The following is a 26,479-nucleotide window of genomic DNA, read 5'->3' on the forward strand; positions in this document are numbered from 1 at the left end:
AATTCGTTTAACTGTTTAGTAAATTTAAACAATTAAACGAATTGTAGTGTTAAAATTTATTATGCATCGATATTTGCGTAAACTGCATTTTTTTCGATAAATTCTCTACGTGGCGGTACCTCATCTCCCATTAACATTGAGAAAACTCTATCAGCTTCTGCCAAACTATCAATTGTTACCTGACGTAAAGTTCTAAAACTTGGATCCATTGTAGTTTCCCATAATTGCTCCGCGTTCATCTCTCCAAGACCTTTATAACGTTGAATAGCAGCACTTCCTCCCATTCTCTCATTCGCCTGATCACGTTGAACATCATTCCATGCGTATTCTTTTTTATTTCCTTTTTTAACCAAATATAAAGGTGGTGCAGCGATATAAACGTGACCTTCTTCGATCAATTCTTTCATGAAACGGAAGAAGAACGTTAATATTAAGGTAGAAATGTGACTACCATCGACATCGGCATCACACATGATGATTACTTTATGATATCTTAGTTTTTCAAGATTTAAGGCTTTACTGTCTTCTGCAGTACCAACGGTAACTCCTAATGCAGTAAAGATGTTACGAATCTCTTCGTTTTCGAATACTTTATGATGCATCGCTTTCTCAACGTTCAAAATCTTACCACGTAATGGTAAAATCGCCTGAAAGTTACGATCACGACCTTGTTTTGCTGTTCCACCAGCCGAATCTCCCTCGACAAGGTAAACCTCACATCTTGCAGGATCCTGCTCAGAACAATCTGAAAGTTTTCCTGGCAATCCACCGCCACCCATAACGGTTTTACGCTGTACCATTTCACGTGCTTTCTTAGCAGCGTGACGGGCTTGTGCAGCCAAAATTACTTTTTGGATAATGATTCTCGCATCATTTGGATTTTCTTCCAAATAATTCTCTAACATTTCTCCAACAGCCTGAGAAACCGGAGAAACTACTTCTCTGTTTCCTAGTTTAGTTTTGGTTTGTCCTTCGAATTGCGGTTCTGCAACTTTTACCGAAATAATAGCTGTTAATCCTTCACGGAAGTCATCTCCGGCAATTTCGAATTTCAATTTATCCAACATTCCGGATGCATCTGCGTATTTTTTAAGGGTTCTTGTCAAACCACTTCTAAAACCTTGTAAATGCGTTCCTCCTTCGTGAGTATTAATGTTATTTACGTAAGAGAAAATATTCTCTGTATAACTTGTATTATAAATCAAGGCAACCTCAACCGGAATTTCACCTTTTTCGTGATCCATGCTGATTACGTGAGAAATAATTGGCTCACGGTTACCATCTAAATAACGAATGTATTCTTTAAGACCTTCGTCAGAATGAAATACCTCACTTTTAAACTCCCCTTTTTCATCAACTTCTCTTTTGTCTGTAAACGTGATTGTGATTCCTTTGTTTAAGAAAGAAAGCTCACGCATACGAGCTGATAAAGTATCATAAGAGAACTCTATGGTTTGAGTAAAAATAGTATCATCAGGATAAAAAGTCTGACGCGTACCTCTTTTCTCTGTTTCTCCAATTTGTTTAACAGGATATAATGATTTTCCTCTTTCGTATTCTTGTTCGTAGATTTTACCGTCTCTAAAAACAGTAGATTTCATATGCACAGAAAGCGCATTTACAACAGAAACCCCAACACCGTGTAAACCTCCGGAAACTTTATAAGAATCTTTATCAAATTTACCTCCGGCACCAATCTTAGTCATTACTACCTCAAGTGCCGAAACACCTTCTTTTTTATGTAAATCAACTGGAATACCACGACCGTTATCTTCAACTGTTACCGAACCGTCTTCATTTATTGCAACACCAATGGTATCACAATGTCCTCCCATCGCCTCATCAATAGAGTTATCAACAACCTCATAAACCAAATGATGTAGCCCTCGAACCCCCACATCTCCAATATACATGGATGGACGCATTCTTACGTGCTCCATTCCTTCTAATGCCTGAATACTATCTGCTGAATAATTGTTCTTCTTGATTTCTTCGCTCATATAATTTATTCTAAAAAATGTAATTATTGTCTAACACGCAAATATATAAAAACGCAAATTATATATCCGTTAAATTCCAATTTAAAGCACTTAAGTTATCAACACAATTGTCTGAAAAAACAAAAAATAAATCCCAAATTCAAAAAATTAGCCTCTTTTAAAAATAAAATCGAAAAAATCTTCATTTTTTCAAATTCCAATCCCGAAGCTTCGGGATAAATTCCAAATTCCAAAAACTTCAGATCAGGCAAAAAAAGACCGAAATAACATTTTTAATGTTATTTCGGTCTTTATAATTCATCCCAAATTTAGAATTTGGAATTTATAATATTTGGAATTTCATTCTTTATGATTTCTTATTAAAATCTCCAGCATAAATTGAAGTCATTTTTTCTAAACTTAAATACTTTTTCAAAACAGCATTTACTTCTTCAACTTTCAAAGCTTTTACTTTACTTTCAAGATCATCGTAATCTTCTAAAGGAATTCCATATTGAAGATATTTATTAGTCAAATTAATCAACATCATATCATTTCCTAATCTTGTTTTTCTTTCGTTAAGCCAGCTAACTAAATTTGATTTCAATTCTTCAGCAGTAAATCCGTCTTTTAATGCTTTTGCAATTTCTTCTTTAGTTGCTGCTTCAACTGCACCTTTTTTCGTTGGATTTAAAAATGCATAATATTCCCAAAAAGCAACATCATTCGTAACCGGAATATCAATAAATGAACCCGCTCCATAACTGATTCCCTCTTTTTCTCTTAATCTCATCGGGATTCTTGCACTCAAAAATCCACCACTTCCAAGAATTTCATTTGCCATAACAAATGCAGGATAATCCGGGCTTTTTACATTCATTTTAAAAGCAATTTTACCAGTTGCAACCGCATTTTCTTTATCCGGAGTGATATAATCTTTATCTATCTTTTTAGTTTCTGAATACGTTGGCAAAGCAAGAACATATTTAGACTTAGAATTCCATTTACCAAAAGTATTTTCCAAAATTTGTCCTGCCTCTTTAGCATCCAAATCTCCAACAACAGTTCCTAAACCATTATTTCCTCCAAAGATATTTTTGTAAAAATCAACGATTTCAGATTGCTTGATTTTTTTGTAAGCTTCGATTTGTTCCTGAACTGTTGATGTATAAAAAATACTTCCCTTTGGATAATTTGATGTCATTCTTGAAACCTCAATAAAAGCGATAGATTGTGGATCATTAAGGCTTGACTCTAAATAAGTATTGTACTCACTAATTGTTTTTGTAAGCTCATTTTCAGGAAAAGTAGAATTAACCAATAAATCTCCCAAAATCTCCATCACACCTTTAAAACTATCTTTGTACGTATTAATGTTAATTGATAAAGTCTGACCTGAATAATCAAAATACAAACTAGATTTTAACTGATCTAACTGATCGCTAATTTGTTCTTTAGTTCTTGTTTTTGTACCTGTTTTTAACAATTGAGCAAGAATAGATCCAGTGTCTTCTTTACCTTCCAAATCCTTTTCGTTACTTACCGGAAATTGAAAACTCGCCTGAACTTTTCCACCTTTTATTTCTTTTTTAATTAAGCCGTATTTTGCTCCGTTGCTTAATTTACCTTCTACAAAGTTTTGTTTTAAATTCTTGATAGAAGCTTCAAATGCTGCAGCTTCTTTTTCTAAAGCTTTTCCTTTGTAATCTTTCGTCAAAGCCACAATTTGCTCATCTGTATATTCAACAGGTTTCACTCTTATCTCATCTTTAGACGGAATAAAAATTCCAACCGTTCTGTTATTACTTCTGAAATATTTATCTGCAACTCTTTGAATATCTTCTTTAGTCAGATTTTCGATTGCATCTCTGTACATAAAACCTAATCTGTAATCTCCGGCTCCAACAATCTCAGTAAGATTTATTGCAAATGAAATCGTATTGTTTTTTATACCATCAAGTTGTTTTATGATTTTTGCTTTTGCTCTCGTTACATCTTCGTCAGTATATTTAGTAGTCCCTATTTTATCCAACTCTGTCCTAACTAAGTCTTTAGTCGCTTTAATATCTTTATCGTTAGGAACTGCAACTCCAAAATAAATATAACTCGCATCTCTTGTTGTTGGCTGCCAATAATAAATACTAGACACTTTTTGAGTCTCTATTAATGACTTGTATAAATATCCGGATGGATCCGAAGTTAAAATTTCGCCCAAAGCATCAATTGCAGCATAATCCTTATCCACATAAGCCGCTGTGTGATACAAAGCACCAATGTTTTTACTATCTCCTGCTCTGTTTAGCTCAACATATTTTTCTCCATCTTGTGCAGGTTCAACTGTATAAGTCTTGTCCAGAACTCTTTTAGGTTTTGGAATTGCCCCAAAATATTGTCCAACATATTGCAACGCTTTTTGCTCGTCAAACTTACCCGCAATTATCAAAGTTGAATTGTCCGGTTGATAATACTTTTCGTAAAAAACTCTAAGCGTATTTGCTTTTACTCTTTCTATATCTTCTTTACTTCCAATAGTACTTTTTCCGTAATTGTGCCACAAATAAGCCGACGAAAGTATTCTTTCCTGTAAAACACGATCAGGATTATTCTCTCCAATTTCAAATTCGTTTCTTACCACAGAAAACTCTTTTGATAAATCCTCTTGCAAAATAGTCGCGTTTATCATACGATCCGCTTCCATTTCGATACTCCATTTTAGATTTTCATCACTTGATGGAAAAACCTCGTAATAGTTAGTTCGGTCAAGCCAAGTTGTTCCGTTTGCATTTCCTCCTTTATCAGAAAGCATTTTTTTAATATCACCTAAGTTTTTGGTACTTTTAAAAAGCATATGTTCCAGCAAGTGCGCCATACCTTTCTCGCCATAACCTTCATTTCTTGATCCTACATTGTAAACAATATTTACAACCATATTGCTTTGAGAAGCATCCGGAATCAATAGGACTTTAAGTCCATTATTTAAAGTATATTCCTTAACACCTTCGACATTTTTAATGTATTTGGGCGCAACAGGTTTTTGTGCATAAACTGAACTCACTGAAGCTAATGAGCAGCAAAGAATTCCACTTAATAATAAGTTTCTCATAGATTTTAGTTAAAGGATTAGTTAATTTCTGGTAACCAAATATAATATTTTTCCTAAACACGATATATCAATATTAACTTACTTTTAGTAATTTACGGTAAACCTCAAATCCAAAGCTAAACTCATAAAAAAATCCGAAACGAACATTCTAAATGTTGTTTCGGATTTATATTTATTATTCAGATAGAAAATCTAATTGATCTAACTAAACCGCCACTCCTGATTTTGCAGTTTCAAAATTTCCTTCTAAGTGAGCAGCATTTGCTCTTCCACTCGGATCTTGATTTTCCTGCCATTTCGGAATCCATTTTCGAACCGTTTGCGCAGCGCTAATTTGCGGATAATATTTATGAAAAATAGATCTGTATAAATAAGCTTCTTTTGTTGTTGGAGAATTATAAGCAAATTCAACACTTGCTCCCGCCAATTGTTCGTCTGTAACCTGAGAAGAACAATGTTCGATTAATTCATCAATCCAATTGTATCCAACTCCATCTGAAAATTGTTCTTTTTGACGCCACAAAATATCAGTTGGCAAATATGGATTCTCAGGTGTATCAAATGCTTTTCTTAAAATGTATTTTTCGACACCGTCATATTTTTTCGGTTGTTTTTCTTCTGGTCTAATGCGAATAGTAGCATCCAGAAATACAGTGTCCAAAAACGGAACTCTTGTTTCTATTCCGTTTGCCATTGTTGATTTATCGGCACGCAATAAATCGGCTGTAAATAATTTTTGAACTCTTTCGATAGTTTCTTTCTGAAATTCTTCTGTCGATGGTGCATTTCTAAAATACAAATGTCCTCCAAAAATTTCATCAGCACCTTCTCCTGAAAGAATCGCTTTAATTCCTTTTTCAGCAATAGCTTTAGACAATAAATACATTGGCACACTTGCTCTAACCGAAATTATATCATAAGTTTCGATATAGTAAATTATTTTTTCTAAAAGCCCTATTCCGTCTTCAACAGAATAATGAATTTCATGATGTTCAGTACCTAAAAATTCAGCCGCTTTTCTGGCTGCTTTCGCATCTGGCGCATCACCATCTAAGCCAATTGAAAAAGTTTGTAGTTTTTTTCCGTTGTCAACCAATGAACGAGAAGCAATTGCAGCAATCAAAGAAGAATCTAAACCTCCCGAAAGCAATACTCCAACTGGTACTTCGCTCATTAAACGTTTACGAACAGCTTCTGTAAAAGTATCTCTGATCAAATCTAAATTAAGTTCTTCAACAGCATTTTCATAATCCTCATATGCAGGTTGATAATACTTTACAAACCCTTTTTTTGGCGTATAATAATGTCCCGGAGGAAAAGTCGAAAATGTTTTACATTGATCAGCGATTGGTTTCATTTCAGACGAAAAATAAATCCTCCCTCTTTCATCCAAACCATAATATAAAGGTTTCACCCCAATAGGATCACGTCCTGCAATATAGTTGTCGCCATCTACTACCACAAAAGCGAAATCACCATCAAGCATATTGCAAAAATCATTTCCGAATTCTTCGTACAAATGCACAATCACTTCTGAGTCTGATTTTGTTCTAAAGGTATGATTCTTAAGAACCGTATCTTTTAATTCCTGATAATTATAGATTTCTCCATCATGAACCATCCAGGCTTTTTTAGTTCCCTGAATTGGTTGTTTTCCAGACTTCAAATCAATAATTGACAAGCTTTCGTGACTAATTATGCTGCCATTTTCCATAATTTGCAAATCACTTTCATCAGGACCACGATGCGACATTCTTTTAGAAAGCTCTTTTACGAGTTGCGGGTCTTTTCCTTTACCAATAACGGCTAATAATCCAGACATACTATTCTATTTTTTATTTATTCTGTTTTCAGGTCATGCCCCAAATGACATGTACCGGGTATAAAATCACTGTAATTTTCAGAAAACTGAAAATTAAATCCTACTTTATTTTGATAACTTCTTTATAATCAAACTAGATTTTTTCTATTTCGACGAATGTCAAATATAAAAAAGTTAAGTTAAATAATTGCCGAAAAATATTTTTAAGTAACTGAAATTATATAATTTAACAATTTAAGACAAGAAAAACGTCCTCAAAAGAGAACGTTCTTCTACAATATATATACTAAATTCAAATAATTCAATTTTTATGCTTTCGCGTAAGCGTCATCATGAACACTTGCTACAGCTCTTCCAGAAGGATCATTCATGTTTTTGAAAGCTTCATCCCACTCCAAAGCAATTTTTGTACTACAAGCAACACTCGCTTCCTGAGGCACACATAACGCTGCTGCATCGCTTGGAAAATGTTCTGCAAAGATCGAACGATAGTAATACTCTTCTTTAGAAGTTGGCGTTTGTAATGGGAATTTGTATTTCGCATTTGCCAATTGTTCATCCGAAACTTCTTTGGCTACCACTTCTTTCAAAGTATCAATCCAGCTGTATCCTACTCCGTCAGAGAATTGTTCTTTTTGTCTCCATGCTACACTTTCAGGTAACATATCTTCAAATGCTTTACGAACAACCCATTTTTCCATCGGATGTTCTTTGTTGATCATTTTATCTTGTGGGTTGATTCTCATCGCCACATCCATAAATTCTTTGTCTAAGAACGGTACACGACCTTCAATTCCCCACGCAGCCAAACTTTTGTTTGCACGTAAACAATCATACATATGAAGTTTACCTAATTTACGAACGTTTTCTTCGTGAAATTCTCTTGCGTTTGGTGCTTTATGGAAATATAAATATCCTCCAAATAACTCATCTGCACCTTCACCAGAAAGTACCATTTTAATTCCCATTGACTTAATAACTCTCGCCATTAACCACATTGGTGTTGAAGCTCTAACAGTAGTTACATCATAAGTTTCTAAGTTGTAAATTACATCACGAACCGCATCTAAACCTTCCTGAATAGTAAATTTAATTTCGTGGTGAATAGTTCCAATATGTTTTGCTACAATTTGAGCTGCTGCTAAATCCGGAGAACCGTCTAATCCTACTGAAAAAGAGTGCAATTGTGGATACCAGGCATCCGTTGTATCATCTGACTCAATACGTTTTTGCGCAAATTTTTTGGCTACAGCCGAAGTAATAGAAGAATCTAAACCTCCTGAAAGTAAAACTCCGTAAGGAACATCACTCATTAATTGTCTGTGAACCGCCGCTTCAAGTGCTTCTTTAATTGCAGGAATACTAGTTTCGTTATCTTTTACAGCATCATAATCTGTCCAGTCTCTTTTGTACCATTGTACAAATTCACCGTCTTTGCTTGTCATGTAATGTCCTGGAGGAAACAATTGGATTTTTGTACAATATCCTTCAAGAGCTTTCAACTCAGAAGCTACGTAGAAAGTCCCGTGCTGATCCCAACCAATATATAATGGAATAATTCCCATGTGATCACGAGCGATAAAATACTCATCTTTCTCTACATCATAGATTGCAAATCCAAAGATTCCGTTCATTTCATCTACAAAATGAGGTCCTTTTTCTTTGTAAAGAGCTAAAATAACTTCACAGTCACTTTCAGTCTGAAAGTTATATTTTCCAGCAAATTGTTTACGCAATTCTCTGTGGTTGTAAATTTCACCATTTGCAGCCAGAACCAATTTTTTATCTTCTGTAAATAAAGGTTGTTTTCCTGAAGCTGGATCTACAATTGCCAAACGCTCATGCGAAAGAATTGCTTTATCATTACTATAGATTCCGCTCCAGTCTGGTCCACGGTGGCGAATGATTTTAGACATTTCTAATACTTGAGGTCTTAATGTTTCGGCTTTTTGTTTTAGATCAAAGGCACATACGATTCCACACATAACTATATATTTTTTTATTTAAATTTTATTTTGATAGGGCAAAGATGCATTAATGGTTATAATTGAAAAACACAAAACGCAATTTCAGTTATAATTTAAAACCATAAATTTGTATTTACATATAAAATGTAAAATTTTAACACTAAAAAAAGCCTCAAACTTGAAAATTTCAATTTCAAGCTTAAACAAAGCACAAAACGCAAGGTTTTAAACAGATCTTTGAATTAAATTTTATGATATTTTAAAATCATTGAAAGATTAACAACGAGAAGAAAGAAAGCGGTTGAAGAATTATTATTTTGATTAATCCTATCATTTCAACGAAGGAAATATCTCATTAGAAATTCGACAAAGATTATACTCGCATTTAAACCCGACAGGTTTTAAAAACCTGTCGGGTTTAAGATACGTAATTTCTGCGGGATTTTGAGTTCGCTGAATTTAACAAAATTGTTTGTTTAGCTTGCAAACCTTTGTCAAAGTTTAAAACTTTGACAAAGGTCGTAACTTACAAGTATAGTCCCTACGGGAGAATTTAATTATGGGGGTTATTATTTTTTTCTACCAATATTTAACTCCTAACGGAGTATTTTTTCGAAAGATTACATATAAACTATAGTTTAATATCTCGTAGAGATTAAATGTCGGTAAAAAAATATAAGTGTTTAAAAAAAATTGTCCCGTAGGGACTACACAAAACACAAACTACTCAACACTCTCAATAGTATAATTAGTCTTATTAATTTCAAATTTAAACCCAACTTTATTTCCCATTAAATGAGAACCCAACGGAGATTGCGGCGAAAGTGCAATAACATTTATACCGTCTACAGCAATTTTAGGAAGTGCCACACTCACGTATAAATAAATTCCGTTTGCCTTTACCAAACTTCCTGAAATAATGTTTTCAGTTGCTTTTGAAGCATCAATTTTATCCAAAATCGCTTTTTGAGTAATCGCTTCTTTTAGTTTATTGGTAAGTTTTTCCTGCTCGATATGCATCATCGACAAAGCCGTTTCGTGCTTATCTCCAGCCGAACCTTTGGCGTCATTTTTAGAATCTTCGGTCAAAGCCGAAATCATGTCTCTAAAAACATCTATTCGGTCCTGAACCATTTGCAAGTAATGTGAATGTATTTTTTGTTTGAATTCCATTTTTTTAAGGTAGTGAGGGACTAAGTTACAAAGGTGCAAAGGTTTTTCTTCTTTGTGTAATTTATTATTCGAAAAATGCAGTCGCATAAACTACTTTTCCATTTACACCAGACAATCCATTTTCTGTTAAAGCGATGACCATGCAATTCTCGGCAGGAACATCAAATGGCATTTCGATTCCGTATTTATTCGTTAATTCATAACCAAATCTTGGATAATAATCCTGATGTCCCAATAATATAATCGATTTATAACCCAGTTCTTTTGCTATTTTATGACTGTATAATATCAATTTTGATCCGATTCCTTTTCCTTGAAATTCCGGCAATACTGAAACTGGTGCCAAAGCCAAAGATTCAAAAGATGTTGTATCATTTTTGATTTCGAGTTTCGTTAATAAAATATGTCCGACGATTTCATTTCCAACTTCGGCAACAATAGATAATTCCGGAATAAAAGCATCCGATTTTCGTAATCTCTCTACCAAAAACTGCTCTTTGTGATCGCTATATTCTTCGTTTTCAAAAGCTTTTTCAATTAACTGAAAAACACTTTTGTGATCTTTTTCATTTTCTCGTCTGAGTTTAATTTCCATCTTTTTTATTTTAGTATTAAACTTGATTTAACCGCAAAGTACGCAAAGTTTTTTTTATTCTGGATCTTGCGTAGTAAACACAAAGTTCGCAAAGCTTTGTATTGAACTAGCTTTGCGAACTTTGTGTTTTATATACGTAACGCAAGAAAACATTTTTTTGCGTACTTTGCGGTTAAAAAACCTTAAAAATCGTATTTATATTATCCTGGATCGTGCCTAGCAAACGCAAAGTTCGCAAAGCTTTGTATTGAACTAGATTTGCGAACTTTGTGTTTTATATACGAAAGCAAGGGAAAAAATCTTTGCGCTCTTTGCTGTTAAAAACCCTTAAAAATCGAATTTATAATTTCCTCCCACTAAAACCTGAAATCCTTGAACAGGATAATTCAGCCATTTTTCGTAAGCCTGATTTCCAATATTATTAAGTTTCAGGAAAAAAGTCAAGCGCTCATTATATTTATATCCTACGTGTGCATTGGCATCAAAATAGCTTTTTAGCGTTGTAACAACAGGATCAACTCCAGAATTCAAATTCGATTGCATATCCTTACGTTCTCCAACAAAGAAAACATTCAAACCAGCATACCATTGTTTCGTAATGTTTACATCAAGATTTGAACTCAATTTCATCGAAGGTAAATTCCATGCTTCCAGACCGTCAAATTTGTAACTATTAAAAGTTCCGTTGATTCCAAAAGAAACATTTTGAGAAAAATCAGCTTTTAATTCTCCGTAAAAACGAAATGTTCTCACATCATCATAAACAACTCCAAAAGAGTTTCCAAAAGCATAGTTTTGATTCGAGAAATCTTCTGTATAATCATTGCTTTTAAACAAAGCCTTATCTTTTTCGTTTAGGTAAGAACCAGTCAAATTATAGCTGACATTGTTTGCTAATTTTCCTTTTAAACCTGCAAAAACAGTATATTGATTACTTGTTGGTCTCATGTTTAATGTTGGCGATAAAAACGGATTTTCTGTTACAAAATCAGCATAAGAGTTTTGATTTAAAGCACCATAAACTCCTGTATAGAAAATCATTAAATCGCCCACTAATTTATAAGAAGCATTTACTTTTGGATAAATATAAAACTTGTTTCCACTATTTTCAGAATCCAAACCATAATACAATCCAGCTCCTAATTCTAAAGTCCAATCGTTTTCATGAATCACAAAACTAGGCTCAATTCCAAAATTAGTCAAACTGTATTTTAACGGTTCTGTATTATTACGAGCATAATTATTTTCAAAAGATCCGCTTACGTGATCAATAATCACATTCGTATTTATCGATTGATCCATTACATCTACTTTGAAAGTCGGCTTTACATAAAAACGATTTTCTGAAGAAGAAAAACTATCCGAAAAATGCGTGAATTTTGTTGCTATTTTACTAAAAATGCCTTCATTAAATTCGATATTTCCGCCTAAAGCAATTGTATTATAAGAATGATTTGGGTTAATCCCTCTTATCAAATCTTCTTGTTGCGCCGGCGGCAAAGTCATACCAAAATCAGCTGGTAAACCGTACCAATTGTACAATTGATTTTGATATCCCAAATCAACATTCCAGGACATATCGCGATTGTTTACGCCATAACCAACATTTAGCGCTGTATCATAAAACTCATCATTTAAATCTACGCCGCTAATTCCGCCCTGAGAAGAATGATGACGAAACATTCCCGCCACATAATCATTATTTCCTAAATCCTGATTTACGAATAATTCAGCATTTAGAGTTCCATAATTTCCAACTCCCAAAGTCGCATAATTATTAAACAATTTTTCTTTTTTAGCTTTATCCACACCTTGCGCATTCCCTTTTGAAGGCGTGAAAGTTGAAGCCACCGGAACCGACAAAATGCTATATTTAATCGTTTCCTTTGGTTGATTTCCTTGATCGTCAAGCGAAGGAGTTTCTTTCACTTTAAACGCATCTGAAATTGTTGGCGAATACGGTTTTACCACATTCACGGTTTCTGTACCAATGCTTTCATTTTTCTTCTGTGAAAACGAAAGCTGCACAACAAACAATAGCAGTAAAACAATGATTTTATTCTGGCAATTAATCTTCATATATTTTCTTTTTTTCAGAGAATAGAATAAAGAGCAAAGAAGAAAGACTTCTCTCTTATTTCTGGATTTTCTCTATTCCTTTATTGTATTATATTTTTTAGTCTTTGCTCTAGAGCTTCTTGACTCTATTCTCTTTATTCTTTATTCTATTCTCTTTCTTCTTTCTTCCAAACTAAGCTTCCCACTCCCCTTTTGCAACAAACTGAGCTTTTCCTCCTATTTTAATATCAAAGTCATTCTCTTTTAAACTTCCTTTGAAATAAATCTGAGACGGACGATTGATATAATCTCCCTGATAATTAATCAGATCAATTTCCGGTTTGTGATATTTTAAAAGAAAAGCTTGCAAACAAGTACTTGCGCTTCCTGTTGCTGCATCTTCAACCAATTGATTGTGCTCGATACACAACATTCGGCTAAATAATTTTGAACCTTCGAGATAATAAAAATATAAACCTCTATGATCTGTTTTGCAATTCTTTTTCAGCCAATCATCCGTTTTATCTTTATCTAAAACTAAATTTTCCAGCGCTCTTTTGCTACTTAATCCAACCATTACAAAAGCACTTCCGGTTGTTACTTCCTGAATTGGAAATTGATTTTCGAAATCGTGATTTTTTAAATTACTGAAAACGCCAAATTCTTCCTTCGAAAAAATATCCCAGAATTTTGGTTGTGCGGCTTTAAGCCAAATCAAATCTTCTGTTTTATGAATTGCAATTGGTCCAATCGGAACATTCAATTTTATGTTTTCAGGCGAATTCTCAAATATTTTATTTAACAAAACCCACGAAGTTCCAATTATCGGATGACCCGCAAATTGCATTTCGTGTGCCGGCGTAAAAATTTTAATCTCTGCCTTATTATTCTCTTTGTCTAGTTTTGTAATAAAGGTGCTTTCGGCAAAATTAATTTCACGAGCAATCTGCTGCATTTGTTCTTTACTCAAATTTTCCGCATCCAAAAAAACCGCCAATTGATTTCCGGCATATTTCTTATCTGCAAAAACATCTATTATATAAAAAGGTAAACTCATTGTTCTTTTTTTTTTTGAGAAAATAGATTATAGAATAAAGAGAATAGACTTTCAATCTTTGCTTTTCAATCTATGTTCTTTACTCTGTAATCTTTTATTCTTATTGTTTTTTCAGAAAATAGATGAAAGAACAAAGAGAAAAGACTTCTCAGCAATCTTTCTTCTTGCCTCTTTTTTCTATTTTCTATATTCTATACTCTTTGTTCTTACTTATTAATTGAAGAATTCGTTTTTGCTTCTTCCAACTTAATTGCGTTCAACTCCGTTTTAGCTTCTTCGACTACATCCGGATAATCTGTAAAATTGTTGATTACGTTATCCAAAATATAGGTTGCCTGATAACTGTCTTTTAATCCGTAGAAGTTTTTCGCCATTAGAACCAAACTCTTCGCTCCATAATATTTATAAGCCGAATAATTTTTAGCCAACTTTTGAACTGAAACATTCGAAGCATCAAACTTGCCTTCTTTCGTTTTAAAATAAGCGTCATAATACAACGCTTCGGCTGCTAATTCTCCTTTTGAAGTTGCTGATAATTTCGCGTAAGCAGCTTTTGCTTTAGTTTCGTCACCTGTTTGCATTGCTGCACGCGCTACGATAATTTGTGCATCCGATTTTACATTTGCATCGGCTTTTGCGTTTTGCAATACTTTATCTGCATATACAACCGAATTATCATAATCCTTTTTGTCATAATAACATTTCATCAAATTAGCTTGTGCAAAGCTTTTATTCTGAGGAAAATCGGCTTCGTTTTCTAAACGTACCAAAACCGGAATCGATTTGTCGCAATCTTTTGCTTTTAAGAAAATTTGCGCCAAACGCGTTAAAGCTTGTTCTGTAAATTCGCTTCTTGGCTGATCGATTACATATTGATAATTTGAAGTTGATTTTGTTTCTGAACCTTCTGCAAAATACAATTGTGCCAAATAAAAATTAGCTTCAAGTGCATGAAGTCCTGACGAAAATTTAGTGATATAACCTGCAAAACCAGTAATTGCCTGTTTGCTGTTATTTTGACTGTATTGTTTAAAAGCAGCATCATAAGTGTCATTATCCAATTCAGCATCCGTAACCGAAACAAAGTCAAGCGTACGAACCCAAGTTGCATATTCATCGACTTTTCCGGAATCAACATAAATCAATCTCGCAGTAGAAACCGCTTCTAAAGCTTCTGGAGTTTTAGGAAATTCTGCCGCTACTTTCTTGAATTTAACCAAAGCCTGCTCATCACGATCTGAGTTATAATAAATCAAACCTTGTCTCAAAATTGATTTCGATGTAAACGAACCGTTTTTATATTCAGAAATTAACTGATCGTAAGTTTTAAGCGCCTGATCGTTTTTCTTTTCGGCAACATATGTATTTCCTAATTCGAATAAAGCATCATCACGATATTCCGATTTTTTATACATCTGAAGGAAATTATTCAGCTCATCGATTTTCTTGTCATTTTTAGACATAAAACCATACGAAATTGCTTTTTGAAACTGAGCATAATCCGCATCAACACCTTTTGCTTCGATTGCTTTTGCATAAGCTTCATTTGCAGCACTATATTTTGCGCTCACAAAACGACAATCTCCCAAACGCAAATACGAATCATTCAAACGAACTTTATCTTCTTTTGCATTATCAATTTGTGCCTGAAAAGAGTTTCCTGCCGAATCGTATTCTTTCAGTTTAAAATAAGTGTAACCAATATTATAATTGATGTTTTTATATTCGTCAGTAGTTTTGGCTGCAGCCAAACCAGCAAACTGTTTGTAGCTCAATAAAGCATTCTGAAAATCATCTGAAAGATATTCTGTTTCTGCTTTCCAGAAAGTCGCACGAGCTGTAAATTCAGGTGTTTTTTGTTCGCTAATAGCGTTTTTGAACATTTTTCCAGCTTCTTGATAATTTGATTCATTATACAATTCTAAACCTCTGTAAAAAAGTACTTTTTGATACGCCGCTTTATTCTCTGCCGATCTGTTTTTCTCTAATAAAACCAAAGCTTCTTTGTAGTTCTTAGTCGAAATATAAGAATCAACTAATAATTTTTCTATTTCAGATCTGCTGGAATTATTTGGATATTTTTTTAAGAAATCAAGTAAAATTCCCGGAACAGTTTGATACGCGTTTCCGATATCATAACTCACTTTAGCATAATTTAAAGCTGCATCTTCCTGAATTTGTGCATTAAAATCCATTTCCGAAGCATTTTTAAAAGCATTCAAAGCTTCTTGTTTTTTCCCTGTATTCAAATAACTTAAACCTAAATGGTAATACGCATTTTGAGCTACGAAATCTTTTCCTTCAATGATTTTATTAAATTGAGAAATGGCTTTTTCATACTCTTTTTGCTCATAATAAGCATAACCTAATTGGTAGAAATCAGTATTATTCCACTTTCCTTTTTTACCTGCATATTGCTCTAAAAACGGAATCGCTTTGCCATATTGTTTTAAATTGAAATAGCTTTCTCCAATAATTTTATTCAATTCTGATTTTTCAATCGCATTAGATTTTGCCATTGCAGTTTGTCCCAAATCGATTGCTTTCTGGAAATTTCCTAATTTGAAATTCATATCAGCCTGATAATACGAAAGCTTTTCTTTGTATTTTTCTTCGCCCGAAACTTCATCAAAATATTTAGTCGCTTCTTTATAATCATCACCTTCATAAGCCATAAATCCTAAATAATACTTGGCCTGAGAACCAAATTCAGGAGAATTTACCACTTTATTAAAATACGTTGTAGCTTCTTTTTTCTTTTTGGCATTGAAATAACTATATCCTTTTTGGAAATTAAATTTATCCGAATCAGATTTACTCATATAACTTTCATCCACTTTGTCAAACCATTGCAATGCTTTTGGATAATTGCCTTGTTCAAAGAAAAACTGAGCAACTTCTACATAAGCCTGATTCTGTTTTGTACTTGTTGGATAATCTTCTACAAATTTTTCCATCAGCGCATCCGCATTCGCTTTATTGGTTCTAATGGCGCAATTTGCGATATAATAAGCACAATCTGACTGAACTTCTTCGGTCGTTGCGTTGTTTTTTACATATTCAAAAATAAGTTGAGCCGACGCATATTGTTTGTCATTGTATAAAGCCAGCGCTTTGTCAAAAGTCTTTAAATCGTAAGTATATATAGCTGATTTTTGTGCCGAAACTATGGTCGAAATAAGGATTATATGGAGTAAAAAGAACCAGGAAAGTCTACGCATTTTAATTATATTTAGTATTCAAATGTATCATTTTATAACGTTTATAACGAAACGTTTCAAGCATTTATTATGAACAAAAATATAACAACGCATATTCTACAGCTTCTGAAATATTATTTTCTAACCATATAAGTGGTATAAGTAATTATAAGCTAGGTGTTTTTCTCATTTAGTTATTATTCTAAACTCATATAAGCTTTATTAAATAAAAAACTTCGTTGCGCCATTTAGTAAAATGAACTTAAATCACTTATATGGTTTAAATTTTTATTTCCTATTTTTTGCAAATTTTCTTTAGAAATGATTCAAATTTATTTTGAATCGAAGCGTTATCTTATTACTTTTACCAATCAAATCAATTTATTATGTCACAAATCGTACTGTCTCTTAAAGAAGTAACTATATATCAGGAAGGAAGAAAAATTTTATCTCATATTAATTTAGATGTTCAGCATGGTGAATTTATCTATATAATTGGAAAAACAGGTTCCGGAAAAAGTAGCTTCATGAAAACATTGTACGGTGATTTGCCTTTAAGTGAAGGTGAAGGTCACATTGTTGAGTTTGATTTGGCTGCTTTAAAAGAAAGTGAAATTCCATATTTGAGACGTAAAATCGGGATTGTATTTCAGGATTTCAAATTGCTTCCGGATCGTTCTGTAAAAGACAATATGCTTTTTGTATTGAAAGCTACGGGCTGGACAGAAAAAGAAGCAATGGAACACAAAATTGATGAAGTTCTGGACAAAGTAGGAATGAAAGATTTCCTGAATAAAATGCCTCACCAACTTTCTGGAGGAGAACAACAACGTGTGGCGATTGCAAGAGCATTGCTAAACGATCCTGAATTTATTCTTGCCGATGAACCAACCGGAAACCTTGATCCACAAACAAGTTCTGAAGTTCTTGAAGTATTGAAAAAAATCAACGCAAACGGTAAAACCATTATCATGGCAACTCATGATTATGCGCTTTTGATGAAATTCCCGTCTAAAACATTGAAATGTGAAGACGAAAGAATTTTTGAAGTCGTGCAACGTAACGTGTAATGCTTTCTATATTAATTCCTACTTATAATTATAATGTTGTTCCCCTGGTTTTAATACTTAAAGAACAAGCCGATAGTTTAGGAATTGTATACGAAATTCTTACACAAGACGATGTAAGTCAATATTTTATCACTGAAAATAATCAGATCAATTTATTACCAAATTGCTCTTTCTCTACTAATACAGAAAATTTAGGCAGAGGAAAGAATATCAATTTATTATGTGCTAAATCTAAGTATGAATATACATTGATTTTAGAAGCTGATGCTTTGCCAGAAAACGACGATTACCTTAAAAATTATATCGAAGCTTTATCAGAATCAACTAAAGTAATTTTTGGTGGCGTTAAATATCCTGATGCTATTCCTTCAAAAGAAAAATTATTGCGCTGGAAATACGGAAAAAATAGAGAAACTAAATCTATAAATCATAGACTTAAAAACACTTACGATTTCGTTTTTACATGGAATTTACTTTTAAAAAAAGAAATTCTTTTACAATTTCCCTTTCCGGAATTTATTCACGAATATGGTTATGAAGATTTTATTTTTATAGAAAATCTGCGTTTAAATTCAGTTCCGGTTATTCATATCGAAAATTATTTAATTCATCACAACGGCGAAAGCAGCGCTGACTTTATTAGAAAATCTGAAAGAGCCTCCAGAAATTTATACGATTTAGTTGAATTACATAAAATTGATCCTAAAAGTATTCGGTTAAGTAATTTTTATGAACGCTTAAAAAAGCTACACCTTATTCCAATTGTAAAAGCCATTTATAAAACAACCAAGAAACAGATTATAGCGAACCTAACATCAAATAATCCGAGCCTATATTTGCTGGATTTTTACAAATTAGGATACTACGCTAATTTAAAAAAATAAACGATTATGGTATTTTTTTCTGTTATCATTCCGTTATACAACAAAGAAAATCATATTGAAAACACCATAAAAAGTGTTCTCGATCAAACTTTTATTGATTACGAAATTATTGTTATTAACGATGGTTCTACAGATAAAAGTGAAGCTCTCGCACTTGAATTTAATGACGACAGAATCCAAATTTACAATCAAAAAAATCAAGGTGTTTCTACAGCCAGAAATCTTGGAATAGAAAAATCAAAAGGAAAACTTATCGCTTTTCTCGATGCTGATGATTATTGGTTCCCGAATCATTTAGAAGAATTAGCTCAATTATATCAAGATTTGCCAAATTGCGGAATCTATTGTTCTCGTTATAAAATTAAAACCGCTAAAAATCATTTTCAAACTCCAGTTTATTCCGGAATTGACAAAGAATTTTGTGGCATTGTAGCAGATTCTTTTTATTCTAATCAGCCTTTTAGAATCACCTGGACTTCTTGTTTAGCAATTCCAAAGGATATATTAGAAAATTTTGGAGGATTTACACCAAATGTTACAAACGGTCAGGATCTGGAACTTTGGACAAAAATTGCTATAAAATATCCGGTTGCAATTACAAATACAATTACTGCAATCTATAATAATGATATTCCAAATAGTCTTGCCAAGAAGAATATTGATTCCATGACTTTAATGGATTTTGAGCAATTTAAAATCGCCGAACAACAAAATCCTTCTCTGAAAAAGTTTCTGGATTTATATAGAATCGAATATGGTTTTCGATATTATGTATTTGGAAATAAAGACAAAAGCACTTTCTATCTAAAAGATGTCGACAGCAAAAACATCGGCTTAAAGATTCGGTTTTTATTGAAATTGCCTCCTTTTTGTTTACGCTTTCTTTTTAGGTTAAAGAATTCTTTAAAAAGAAACGGATTTGACTTTTCTATTTACGACTAGAATATTTTACAAATTCATCAAAATCTCTGATATAATCTTCTTCAATATAAACTTCTGACGCCACAACAAGGCAAACAGAACCTGAAGAAAAATTTTGAAGTTCGCGCCAAATCCCCGGATTAATCAATAAACCTTCATAAGGCTTGTTTAAAGTAACAATTTGTTCGTTTTCTCCATCATTCAAAACCACATCAAAACTCCCGCTTAAGGCTACTAAAAATTGCTGCAAATTTTTATGTGCATGTCCGCCTCTTTCGGCTCCACTAGGAACATCATAGAGATAATAAACTCGCTTTATTTCAAACGGAATTGTGTCATTTTCTATAACAGATATATTCCCTCGTCTCTCCTCGATTTTAGGAAGTTTTATTAGTTCTATTTTGTTCTTCAAATTCATTTTATACGCTTATAATTTAAATGCCCTTGTTTTGCAATCTTAAGGATTTTATTCAGCATTATCCATTTTATTTTTCGTTGTTTCAAATCAAAAAATGCTTTAATAAAAATCCATATTTTATACTTGTGGCGAAAAATTCGGGTAAACAAAGCGCCTTGAATATAATAATTTTCTAAAATACTTCTTTTTTTAGAAGTTGTTTTAGAATCATGACTTACGATTACTTCGGGAATAAAAACCAATTGTTCTTTTTTATTTTTCAAATCAAATAAAAAGATCACTTCCTCGCCCATTTCGAAAGCACTTCTTAAGCCAAAATTTTCATCAAATTCAATTTCTAAATGTTCAATTTTATCTTTCTTTAAAGTAATTTCAATCGAACTTGTATTAAAAATATCAAATGAATTGAGCTTTGTTTTAGGAACTAATGGATATTTTTTCAAAAACGAATCATCTTTCTGAATTGCAGAAAATGTTATTGCTGCAGCATTTTTATAATCATTATGTGAAGTGATAATTTTCGAAAGAAAATCTTCCTGATAAACCACATCATCATCTGCAATAAGAAGAATTTTGCCCGTTGCATTTTTCAAAGCAAGATTTCTGCTTTTTGACAATCCAGTTTCAAAGGAATTAAAAACTCGAACATTGGGATAATCAGAAACTAAAAGTTGATCGTTATTCGTTTGATTTACAATTAGAATAGAAAAATGCGAGAAATGAGAAAAAGGAAACATTGGAATCAAAAAATCGAGCGAGTTTTTGTTCATAGTAGAAATCAAAATTTCAACATCCGTTTCTTTATAAACAGTTTCCAATTGTTCCTTCATAATAAACAAATATAGAAAATCCTTGAAAACATTTAAATCGATTCGATACTATATTGACTATTTTTGATTTCTATATCTTTACACTTCAATTCTCATTCTAATTAATTTTATGCAAAATAGTCCGTTAGTAAGCGTTATTTGTATGTGCTATAATCATGAAAAGTATGTGGTTCAATCCTTAAATTCCGTACTCAATCAAACCTACAAAAACATACAAATTATTATTGCTAATGATTCAAGTACAGATGATTCTGATAACGCAATTAAAAACTGGCTTCTGACTCATTCTGATATTGCATATATTAATAACACCATTAATTTAGGAAATACAAAAACTTTTAATAAAGCATTAAAACTTGCCAAAGGAGATTATATAATTGATTTAGCCGCAGATGATGTTTTACTGGAAAATTGTATCGAAAAACAACTAAATACTTTCATAAATTCAAAATTTGACAATGTTGGTATCGTATATGGAAACGCCGAATTGATCTCAGAAAACAATTCTCATAATGGCTATTATTATGAAGTAAACTCAAATAAAGAAGTAATTGAAAAACCGGCTTCGGGAGACATTTATTTATCTATGCTAAGCCAAAATAGCAAAATATGTTCTGTTTCTTCTATGATAAAAAGAACAGTTTTAGATAATTTAAATGGTTATGATGAAAATCTAGCATACGAAGATTTAGATTTATGGATTCGCGCGTCAAGACTTTATAATTTTGATTTTACAGATAGTATTTTAGTTCAAAAAAGAGAATTGGAAAATTCGTTAGGATCTCAGTTTTTTAAAAAATTAAACCCCAGAACCCGAAAAATAAATCGTTCTACTTATCTTGTCATTAAAAAGGCAATTGCGTTAAACGAAACAAAAAAAGAAAACAGAGCTTTATTAAAACGACTTCATTTTGAAATGGATAAAAGTTTTCAAACCTATGATTTTATATTATTGCTAAAATATATTCCGTTGGAAATTAAATTAAGGTTTTAATATTTGTTTGTTTTTCTGTTTTAAAAAATCGGCTACAATCTGGGAGCATTTTTCTGCACCTAAATTATGCAAATGATCTGCATCGTAAAAATCATCATTCGTAAAACGTGAATCATTAAATAAATTGAGATAAGAAACATTCGGATTCATTTTTTGAAGTAACACTGCACATTTAAAAATCTTGTTTAATTTTTTCTTATTGACTTTTGCAGCATAATTTTTAGATACAGGTATTGTTATTAAAACCACATTAATTCCTTTACTTTTACATTTTGCAATAATGGATTCAAGTATAGTAATATTCTCGGTAAAATCAGTTAAATTATCCTCGTGCCTTTTGATTGCTGCAACTGCATTTTCTTCTATATTTAAAACTTTCTTTTGCTTGGTATAATTTGTACCGAAACCATTTTTATTACAATCAACAATAGTTTTATCAATGAAATAACGAGTCGCCAACTTTAAATTTGAATTAAAACTTTTTGTCCCTGATATAAAATAATTATTGCGGTCGTACCAATTAATTATCGGAACGTTAAGATCCATATAATATTTATAATAATATTTTCGCCAGATATCTTCATCCGTATTTTTGAGCTGACTTAAACTTGTATAATCTATATTTAAAACAATGGTTTTAAGCTTTTTAAACTTATCGATATGTTTATCGAACAAAAGTTTATCGAAATATAATGATTGACTAATATTGGCTAAATTATAAGTTGGTTTATCAAAAAAAACTGGATTTAATCCGTAAAAAGTATGTGAATTTCCTAAAATTAATATCTCTGTATCTTGGTATTTTTCTAAAACACTTTCATTCTTTATGGTATAATTATTTGGCACTATTCGGTAAAAAATCTCAATGGAAATGAGCACCAATAAAATTGGAGATAAAAAAACAAATACTTTCCGAATTAGTTTCCTCATTAAAATTGAAAATAAATAATAATTCTTTGTCTTAACAAAACAAATTCTTTCTAAAATACACACAAAGTACCATCAAATAAAGAAAATTATCCAAAGCTTGCGCCAAAACAACTCCTTCAATTCCGAAAATTTGGATAAAATAAAGACTTGAAAAATATAAAACTGCAAGTGATAGCAACTCTGAGATTATAAAAGCAACGGTCATTTTTTTAGCCAAAAACTGAAAACCTAAAATCAAAGAACATACTTTAAAAACATCACCTAATAATTGTCCTAAAAATAAACTTTCGACAGGAAGAAAATCGGCTGTAAAAAGCAGTTTTATGATAAAAAAACGTAAAAAATAAATGATCGTAACTCCAATAATAAAAACAGGTAAAATCGTTTTATAGTAACTCCAAAATATGGATTTCGTTTCTTGATCTGTTTTAGAATTTGATAATTTCGGTAAAAAATAAACGCTTAAAAGAGTCGAGACAAATAACAAATAATAAGACGAAATTCTAGTCATTGTTTCCCAATATCCTGCCTGATCAATCCCTAAAGTTTGTATCACATTATTCCGGATTGCCAGAAAAACCAAAGGTCCGAAAACTGCCGAAACCAACGCCATTAAAGAATAAGACGATAAGTTTTTTATGATTCTAAAATCGAATAAACGAAATCTAATTGTAGCAAAAAAAGCAATTTCTTTATTGATGAAATAAAACGTTACAAAAAACAACAAAGCTGGCGAAATAACAACAGCCAATAAAGCTCCTAAAGTTTTAAATTTTAAAATCAATAACACCGAAACCAACAATCCGATTGTATTACCAATACAATTGATCCAGATTACTTTCTTGAACTTTCCTAAACCATTAATTACAGCAAGTAAAAAAATTGAAATTGCGTACCAAGGCAAAGCCAAAGCCAATATTTTAAATACTAAAGAAAATTCAAAATTATCTCCGAAGATTCTGTTATTCCAGAAAGAAGCCAGAAAAAACAAAAGTCCGCTTAAGACTATTACAACTATTAATAATGTTATAAAAACTGTAGCAATTATCTTTTCTAGTTCGGTTTTATTTTTCTCGTTTTCGGCAACATATTTTACAATTCCGCTCTGGAAACCCAATGTGGAAACACTTTCCAGCGAAGTCAAAAAATTACGTAGATTTCCAACCAAAGCCATTCCGCTTGGACCAACAAAAACCGCCAATAATTTTGAAGTAATTAATCCAATACCAATTTTCAAGATTACGCTCAAACTGTTTAAAGAAGAGATTCTAAACAAATTATTTTGAGTATATTTTTTAAGGAAATTCAAGTTAGTATTTATTAATAATTTCAATAACAAAACTAACTTCTTCTTCTGTTAAAACAGGACTTATTGGCAAACTTAAAACCTCATTATGAATTTGTTCCGTTATCGGGAAGGATAAAGTATTCCATTGCGAAAATGCCTTTTGTTGATGTGGCGGAACGGGATAATGAATAATCGATTGAATGTTATTCTGATTTAAATAATCCTGAAAATCATCTCTGTTTTTGGTACGAATGACAAACAAATGAAAAACATGATTATTCGAAAAATCCCAAACAGGAAGTATTATTTTATCGTTTTTAATTTCAGATAAATAACGTTTTGCAATTGTTCTTCGGTTTTCATTCTCTACATCTAAATTTGGTAATTTCAAGTTTAAAAATGAAGCCTGAATTTCATCTAATCTTGAATTTACGCCAATATAATCGCTGTAATATTTTTTATCAGAACCATAATTCCGAAGCGAAAAAAGCACTTTTGCCAATTCTGAATCATTTGTGGTTATTGCACCGCCATCGCCCAAACAGCCTAAGTTTTTTGCTGGATAAAAACTATACGCGCTGGCTGATTTTAGATTGTAGATTTTAGATTTTAGATTGCTGATCGCTCCATGAGATTGTGCTGCATCTTCTACAACTATTAGATTATTATCTCTTGCGATTTCGTTGATTTTATCCATTTCAGCCAATTGTCCGTATAAGTGAACGGCTAAAATTGCTTTTGTTTTTGAAGTGATTTTCCCCTGAATTAAATCAGGATTTATGTTGTAGGTTTCTAACTTTGGCTCGACCAAAACCGGAACTAAATCGGCTTGTAAAATTGCCAAAATACTGGCGATATAAGTATTTGCAGGAACGATAACTTCGTCGCCTTTTTGGATTTTCCCTAAAGCTATATATCCTTTAAAAATCAGAGTCAAAGCATCTAAACCATTCCCTACTCCAATACAATATTGGGTTTGGCAATATTCAGCGAAAGCTTTTTCAAATGTTTCAACTTCTTTCCCCAAAATATACCAGCCATTATCGAGAACCAATTTCAGTTTTTCCTGAAAAGCGGTTTCATATGGTGCGTTGATTTTTTTTAGATCCAGAAATGGTATCATTGTTTTTAATTTATTTAAACAAAAATACCATTTAACTTATTATAATTGGAAGTTTCAACTTCATAAAAATCATGAATTATAGTGCTTGCGCCAAAACTTTCTTTCCAATATGCTAATCCTTCGTTTAGATTTCTTCCTTGATTTTCATTCGAAATTCCAAAATCAAAAAATCGCTTTCCAGCAAATCTTTCCTGAATCAAATAATGAAATAAATAATCCAAACTTCCCAGATTTTCCTGATTTTCGTTTTTCGAAATATACTGACAATGTGCTACGGTTTCTGTTTCGAAAACTGTAGTTCCAGCCACAATTTTATCTTCGAAATAAACATTAAACTGGTGAATATTTTTAGGAAAATGAGTTTTTAAATAGTTCATTTCTTTTACAGAATGAACAGGATTTGCGCTATGTTTTTTATTTAAATTCGGAATCAAAACTTCATTCCAAAACAAATCAAAATCAGTTTCTTCTTCAATAATCAATTGATTTGAAACTCCTTTTTGAAAACCTCTTTTTCTGATTTTAGAAGTCTTATTTTCTTGCGATAAATCGATAACCGAAAGTGAATCTCGTCGGACTAATTTTGCTTCAGCTAAAAACAAAGCATACAAAATTTCTTCCGCAGGTTTTAAATGATAGATTGAGGGAAGTGATTTTAAGTGTAGTTTTTGAAAATTATTTTCCATCAAAAAAAGCAAAATAGCTCTGAAAATTTCTATAACCGTCGCTAATTTCGTTTGCTCTTTACAGACTAAACCTCCGTAAGTAAGTCCTTGATGTGAATAAATAGAATTTCCGGTTTTATTTGCCGGTAAAACGCTGATTAATTTCTCATCTTCGAAAACCAAAAGCGAAAAATCTTCAAAACGATCTTGGTGATATTCCATAAAATCACGACAAAATAAAAACGTAGCATTTTTAGCCTGACTTATAAAGTCATTCCAGATTTGATAATCGTTTTTGTCGTATTGTTTTACGGTAAACTTTGTCATTTTTTTTCTTTTGCCACGAATTTCACGAATTTACACTAATTTTTTATCGTGTAAATCACGAAACAAATATGCGCA

At 32.1% G+C, this 26,479-nt stretch carries 19 protein-coding genes; 4 read left to right on the forward strand and 15 right to left on the reverse strand.

From position 1 onward, the window contains the following. Window positions 1-59 precede the first annotated feature (59 nt). The 9 genes from gyrB to C8C83_RS01240 form a co-directional block, all read right to left on the reverse strand. The gene (gyrB, locus tag C8C83_RS01200; protein WP_121326068.1) at window positions 60-2,000 is read right to left on the reverse strand and encodes a DNA topoisomerase (ATP-hydrolyzing) subunit B; all 1,941 of its coding nucleotides are present in this window, start codon (window positions 1,998-2,000) and stop codon (window positions 60-62) included. A gap of 346 nt (window positions 2,001-2,346) precedes the next feature. Next, window positions 2,347-5,082 carry a pitrilysin family protein gene (locus C8C83_RS01205; RefSeq protein ID WP_121326069.1) on the reverse strand — a complete coding sequence of 912 codons (2,736 nt, stop codon included), beginning with the start codon at window positions 5,080-5,082 and terminating at the stop codon, window positions 2,347-2,349. Window positions 5,083-5,287: 205 nt separating this feature from the next. Beyond that, window positions 5,288-6,904, reverse strand: coding sequence for an asparagine synthase B (gene asnB / locus C8C83_RS01210; protein ID WP_121326070.1), 1,617 nt, complete (start codon window positions 6,902-6,904; stop codon window positions 5,288-5,290). Between the two features lie 308 nt (window positions 6,905-7,212). Next, window positions 7,213-8,889, reverse strand: coding sequence for an asparagine synthase B (gene asnB / locus C8C83_RS01215; protein WP_121326071.1), 1,677 nt, complete (start codon window positions 8,887-8,889; stop codon window positions 7,213-7,215). A gap of 705 nt (window positions 8,890-9,594) precedes the next feature. Next, window positions 9,595-10,044 (reverse strand): hypothetical protein, encoded by a 450-nt coding sequence (locus C8C83_RS01220; RefSeq protein ID WP_121326072.1) that lies wholly within the window; start codon window positions 10,042-10,044, stop codon window positions 9,595-9,597. 64 nt (window positions 10,045-10,108) lie between these two features. Further along, the gene (locus C8C83_RS01225; RefSeq protein WP_199735277.1) at window positions 10,109-10,639 is read right to left on the reverse strand and encodes an N-acetyltransferase; all 531 of its coding nucleotides are present in this window, start codon (window positions 10,637-10,639) and stop codon (window positions 10,109-10,111) included. A gap of 327 nt (window positions 10,640-10,966) precedes the next feature. Beyond that, on the reverse strand, window positions 10,967-12,718 hold the full coding sequence (locus C8C83_RS01230; protein ID WP_121326073.1) for a TonB-dependent receptor: 1,752 nt from the start codon (window positions 12,716-12,718) through the stop codon (window positions 10,967-10,969). A 172-nt stretch (window positions 12,719-12,890) separates the two neighbouring features. Beyond that, window positions 12,891-13,754 (reverse strand): PhzF family phenazine biosynthesis protein, encoded by an 864-nt coding sequence (locus C8C83_RS01235; protein WP_121326074.1) that lies wholly within the window; start codon window positions 13,752-13,754, stop codon window positions 12,891-12,893. Between the two features lie 206 nt (window positions 13,755-13,960). Beyond that, window positions 13,961-16,975, reverse strand: a complete 3,015-nt coding sequence (locus C8C83_RS01240; RefSeq protein WP_121326075.1) for a tetratricopeptide repeat protein — start codon at window positions 16,973-16,975, stop codon at window positions 13,961-13,963. Between the two features lie 365 nt (window positions 16,976-17,340). Between C8C83_RS01240 and C8C83_RS01245 the strand changes: the two genes are divergently transcribed. The 3 genes from C8C83_RS01245 to C8C83_RS01255 are packed head-to-tail and all read left to right on the forward strand — an operon-like array spanning window position 17,341 to window position 19,850. Next, entirely contained in the window at window positions 17,341-18,024 is a 684-nt protein-coding gene (locus C8C83_RS01245; protein ID WP_121326076.1) for an ATP-binding cassette domain-containing protein, read from the forward strand. Beyond that, window positions 18,024-18,908 carry a glycosyltransferase gene (locus tag C8C83_RS01250; RefSeq protein ID WP_121326077.1) on the forward strand — a complete coding sequence of 295 codons (885 nt, stop codon included), beginning with the start codon at window positions 18,024-18,026 and terminating at the stop codon, window positions 18,906-18,908. The genes C8C83_RS01245 and C8C83_RS01250 overlap by 1 nt, the downstream gene beginning before the upstream one ends. A gap of 6 nt (window positions 18,909-18,914) precedes the next feature. Next, window positions 18,915-19,850 (forward strand): glycosyltransferase family 2 protein, encoded by a 936-nt coding sequence (locus C8C83_RS01255; RefSeq protein WP_121326078.1) that lies wholly within the window; start codon window positions 18,915-18,917, stop codon window positions 19,848-19,850. Here C8C83_RS01255 and C8C83_RS01260 read toward each other — a convergent pair. Both C8C83_RS01260 and C8C83_RS01265 read right to left on the reverse strand, forming a co-directional pair. Continuing rightward, window positions 19,837-20,247 carry an FdtA/QdtA family cupin domain-containing protein gene (locus C8C83_RS01260; protein ID WP_121326079.1) on the reverse strand — a complete coding sequence of 137 codons (411 nt, stop codon included), beginning with the start codon at window positions 20,245-20,247 and terminating at the stop codon, window positions 19,837-19,839. The genes C8C83_RS01255 and C8C83_RS01260 overlap by 14 nt on opposite strands. After that, complete coding sequence (locus C8C83_RS01265) at window positions 20,244-21,077, reverse strand: glycosyltransferase family 2 protein (protein ID WP_132011625.1); 834 nt, start codon at window positions 21,075-21,077, stop codon at window positions 20,244-20,246. The genes C8C83_RS01260 and C8C83_RS01265 overlap by 4 nt, the downstream gene beginning before the upstream one ends. Before the next feature lie 109 nt (window positions 21,078-21,186). Between C8C83_RS01265 and C8C83_RS01270 the strand changes: the two genes are divergently transcribed. Continuing rightward, window positions 21,187-22,071: a glycosyltransferase family A protein gene (locus C8C83_RS01270; protein WP_121326081.1), complete on the forward strand. Its 885-nt coding sequence runs from the start codon at window positions 21,187-21,189 to the stop codon at window positions 22,069-22,071. Here C8C83_RS01270 and C8C83_RS01275 read toward each other — a convergent pair. The 4 genes from C8C83_RS01275 to C8C83_RS01290 are packed head-to-tail and all read right to left on the reverse strand — an operon-like array spanning window position 22,060 to window position 26,404. Beyond that, window positions 22,060-23,001 carry a hypothetical protein gene (locus tag C8C83_RS01275; RefSeq protein ID WP_132011626.1) on the reverse strand — a complete coding sequence of 314 codons (942 nt, stop codon included), beginning with the start codon at window positions 22,999-23,001 and terminating at the stop codon, window positions 22,060-22,062. The genes C8C83_RS01270 and C8C83_RS01275 overlap by 12 nt on opposite strands. A gap of 31 nt (window positions 23,002-23,032) precedes the next feature. Further along, entirely contained in the window at window positions 23,033-24,310 is a 1,278-nt protein-coding gene (locus C8C83_RS01280) for an O-antigen translocase (RefSeq protein WP_233565974.1), read from the reverse strand. Between the two features lies 1 nt (window position 24,311). Next, the gene (locus C8C83_RS01285) at window positions 24,312-25,412 is read right to left on the reverse strand and encodes a DegT/DnrJ/EryC1/StrS family aminotransferase (protein ID WP_121326083.1); all 1,101 of its coding nucleotides are present in this window, start codon (window positions 25,410-25,412) and stop codon (window positions 24,312-24,314) included. Between the two features lie 14 nt (window positions 25,413-25,426). Beyond that, on the reverse strand, window positions 25,427-26,404 hold the full coding sequence (locus C8C83_RS01290; protein ID WP_121326084.1) for a GNAT family N-acetyltransferase: 978 nt from the start codon (window positions 26,402-26,404) through the stop codon (window positions 25,427-25,429). Window positions 26,405-26,479 lie beyond the last annotated feature (75 nt).

Origin of the sequence: Flavobacterium sp. 90, assembly GCF_004339525.1 — a bacterium.
GTDB lineage: Bacteria > Bacteroidota > Bacteroidia > Flavobacteriales > Flavobacteriaceae > Flavobacterium.

Excerpts from the sequence above, each read along its gene's own strand:
- gyrB (WP_121326068.1), bottom strand. The coding sequence starts at position 2,000 with ATGAGCGAAGAAATCAAGAAGAACAATTATTCAGCAGATAGTATTCAG.
- C8C83_RS01205 (WP_121326069.1), bottom strand. The coding sequence starts at position 5,082 with ATGAGAAACTTATTATTAAGTGGAATTCTTTGCTGCTCATTAGCTTCA.
- asnB (WP_121326070.1), bottom strand. The coding sequence starts at position 6,904 with ATGTCTGGATTATTAGCCGTTATTGGTAAAGGAAAAGACCCGCAACTC.
- asnB (WP_121326071.1), bottom strand. The coding sequence starts at position 8,889 with ATGTGTGGAATCGTATGTGCCTTTGATCTAAAACAAAAAGCCGAAACA.
- C8C83_RS01220 (WP_121326072.1), bottom strand. The coding sequence starts at position 10,044 with ATGGAATTCAAACAAAAAATACATTCACATTACTTGCAAATGGTTCAG.
- C8C83_RS01225 (WP_199735277.1), bottom strand. The coding sequence starts at position 10,639 with ATGGAAATTAAACTCAGACGAGAAAATGAAAAAGATCACAAAAGTGTT.
- C8C83_RS01230 (WP_121326073.1), bottom strand. The coding sequence starts at position 12,718 with ATGAAGATTAATTGCCAGAATAAAATCATTGTTTTACTGCTATTGTTT.
- C8C83_RS01235 (WP_121326074.1), bottom strand. The coding sequence starts at position 13,754 with ATGAGTTTACCTTTTTATATAATAGATGTTTTTGCAGATAAGAAATAT.
- C8C83_RS01240 (WP_121326075.1), bottom strand. The coding sequence starts at position 16,975 with ATGCGTAGACTTTCCTGGTTCTTTTTACTCCATATAATCCTTATTTCG.
- C8C83_RS01245 (WP_121326076.1), top strand. The coding sequence starts at position 17,341 with ATGTCACAAATCGTACTGTCTCTTAAAGAAGTAACTATATATCAGGAA.
- C8C83_RS01250 (WP_121326077.1), top strand. The coding sequence starts at position 18,024 with ATGCTTTCTATATTAATTCCTACTTATAATTATAATGTTGTTCCCCTG.
- C8C83_RS01255 (WP_121326078.1), top strand. The coding sequence starts at position 18,915 with ATGGTATTTTTTTCTGTTATCATTCCGTTATACAACAAAGAAAATCAT.
- C8C83_RS01260 (WP_121326079.1), bottom strand. The coding sequence starts at position 20,247 with ATGAATTTGAAGAACAAAATAGAACTAATAAAACTTCCTAAAATCGAG.
- C8C83_RS01265 (WP_132011625.1), bottom strand. The coding sequence starts at position 21,077 with ATGAAGGAACAATTGGAAACTGTTTATAAAGAAACGGATGTTGAAATT.
- C8C83_RS01270 (WP_121326081.1), top strand. The coding sequence starts at position 21,187 with ATGCAAAATAGTCCGTTAGTAAGCGTTATTTGTATGTGCTATAATCAT.
- C8C83_RS01275 (WP_132011626.1), bottom strand. The coding sequence starts at position 23,001 with ATGAGGAAACTAATTCGGAAAGTATTTGTTTTTTTATCTCCAATTTTA.
- C8C83_RS01285 (WP_121326083.1), bottom strand. The coding sequence starts at position 25,412 with ATGATACCATTTCTGGATCTAAAAAAAATCAACGCACCATATGAAACC.
- C8C83_RS01290 (WP_121326084.1), bottom strand. The coding sequence starts at position 26,404 with ATGACAAAGTTTACCGTAAAACAATACGACAAAAACGATTATCAAATC.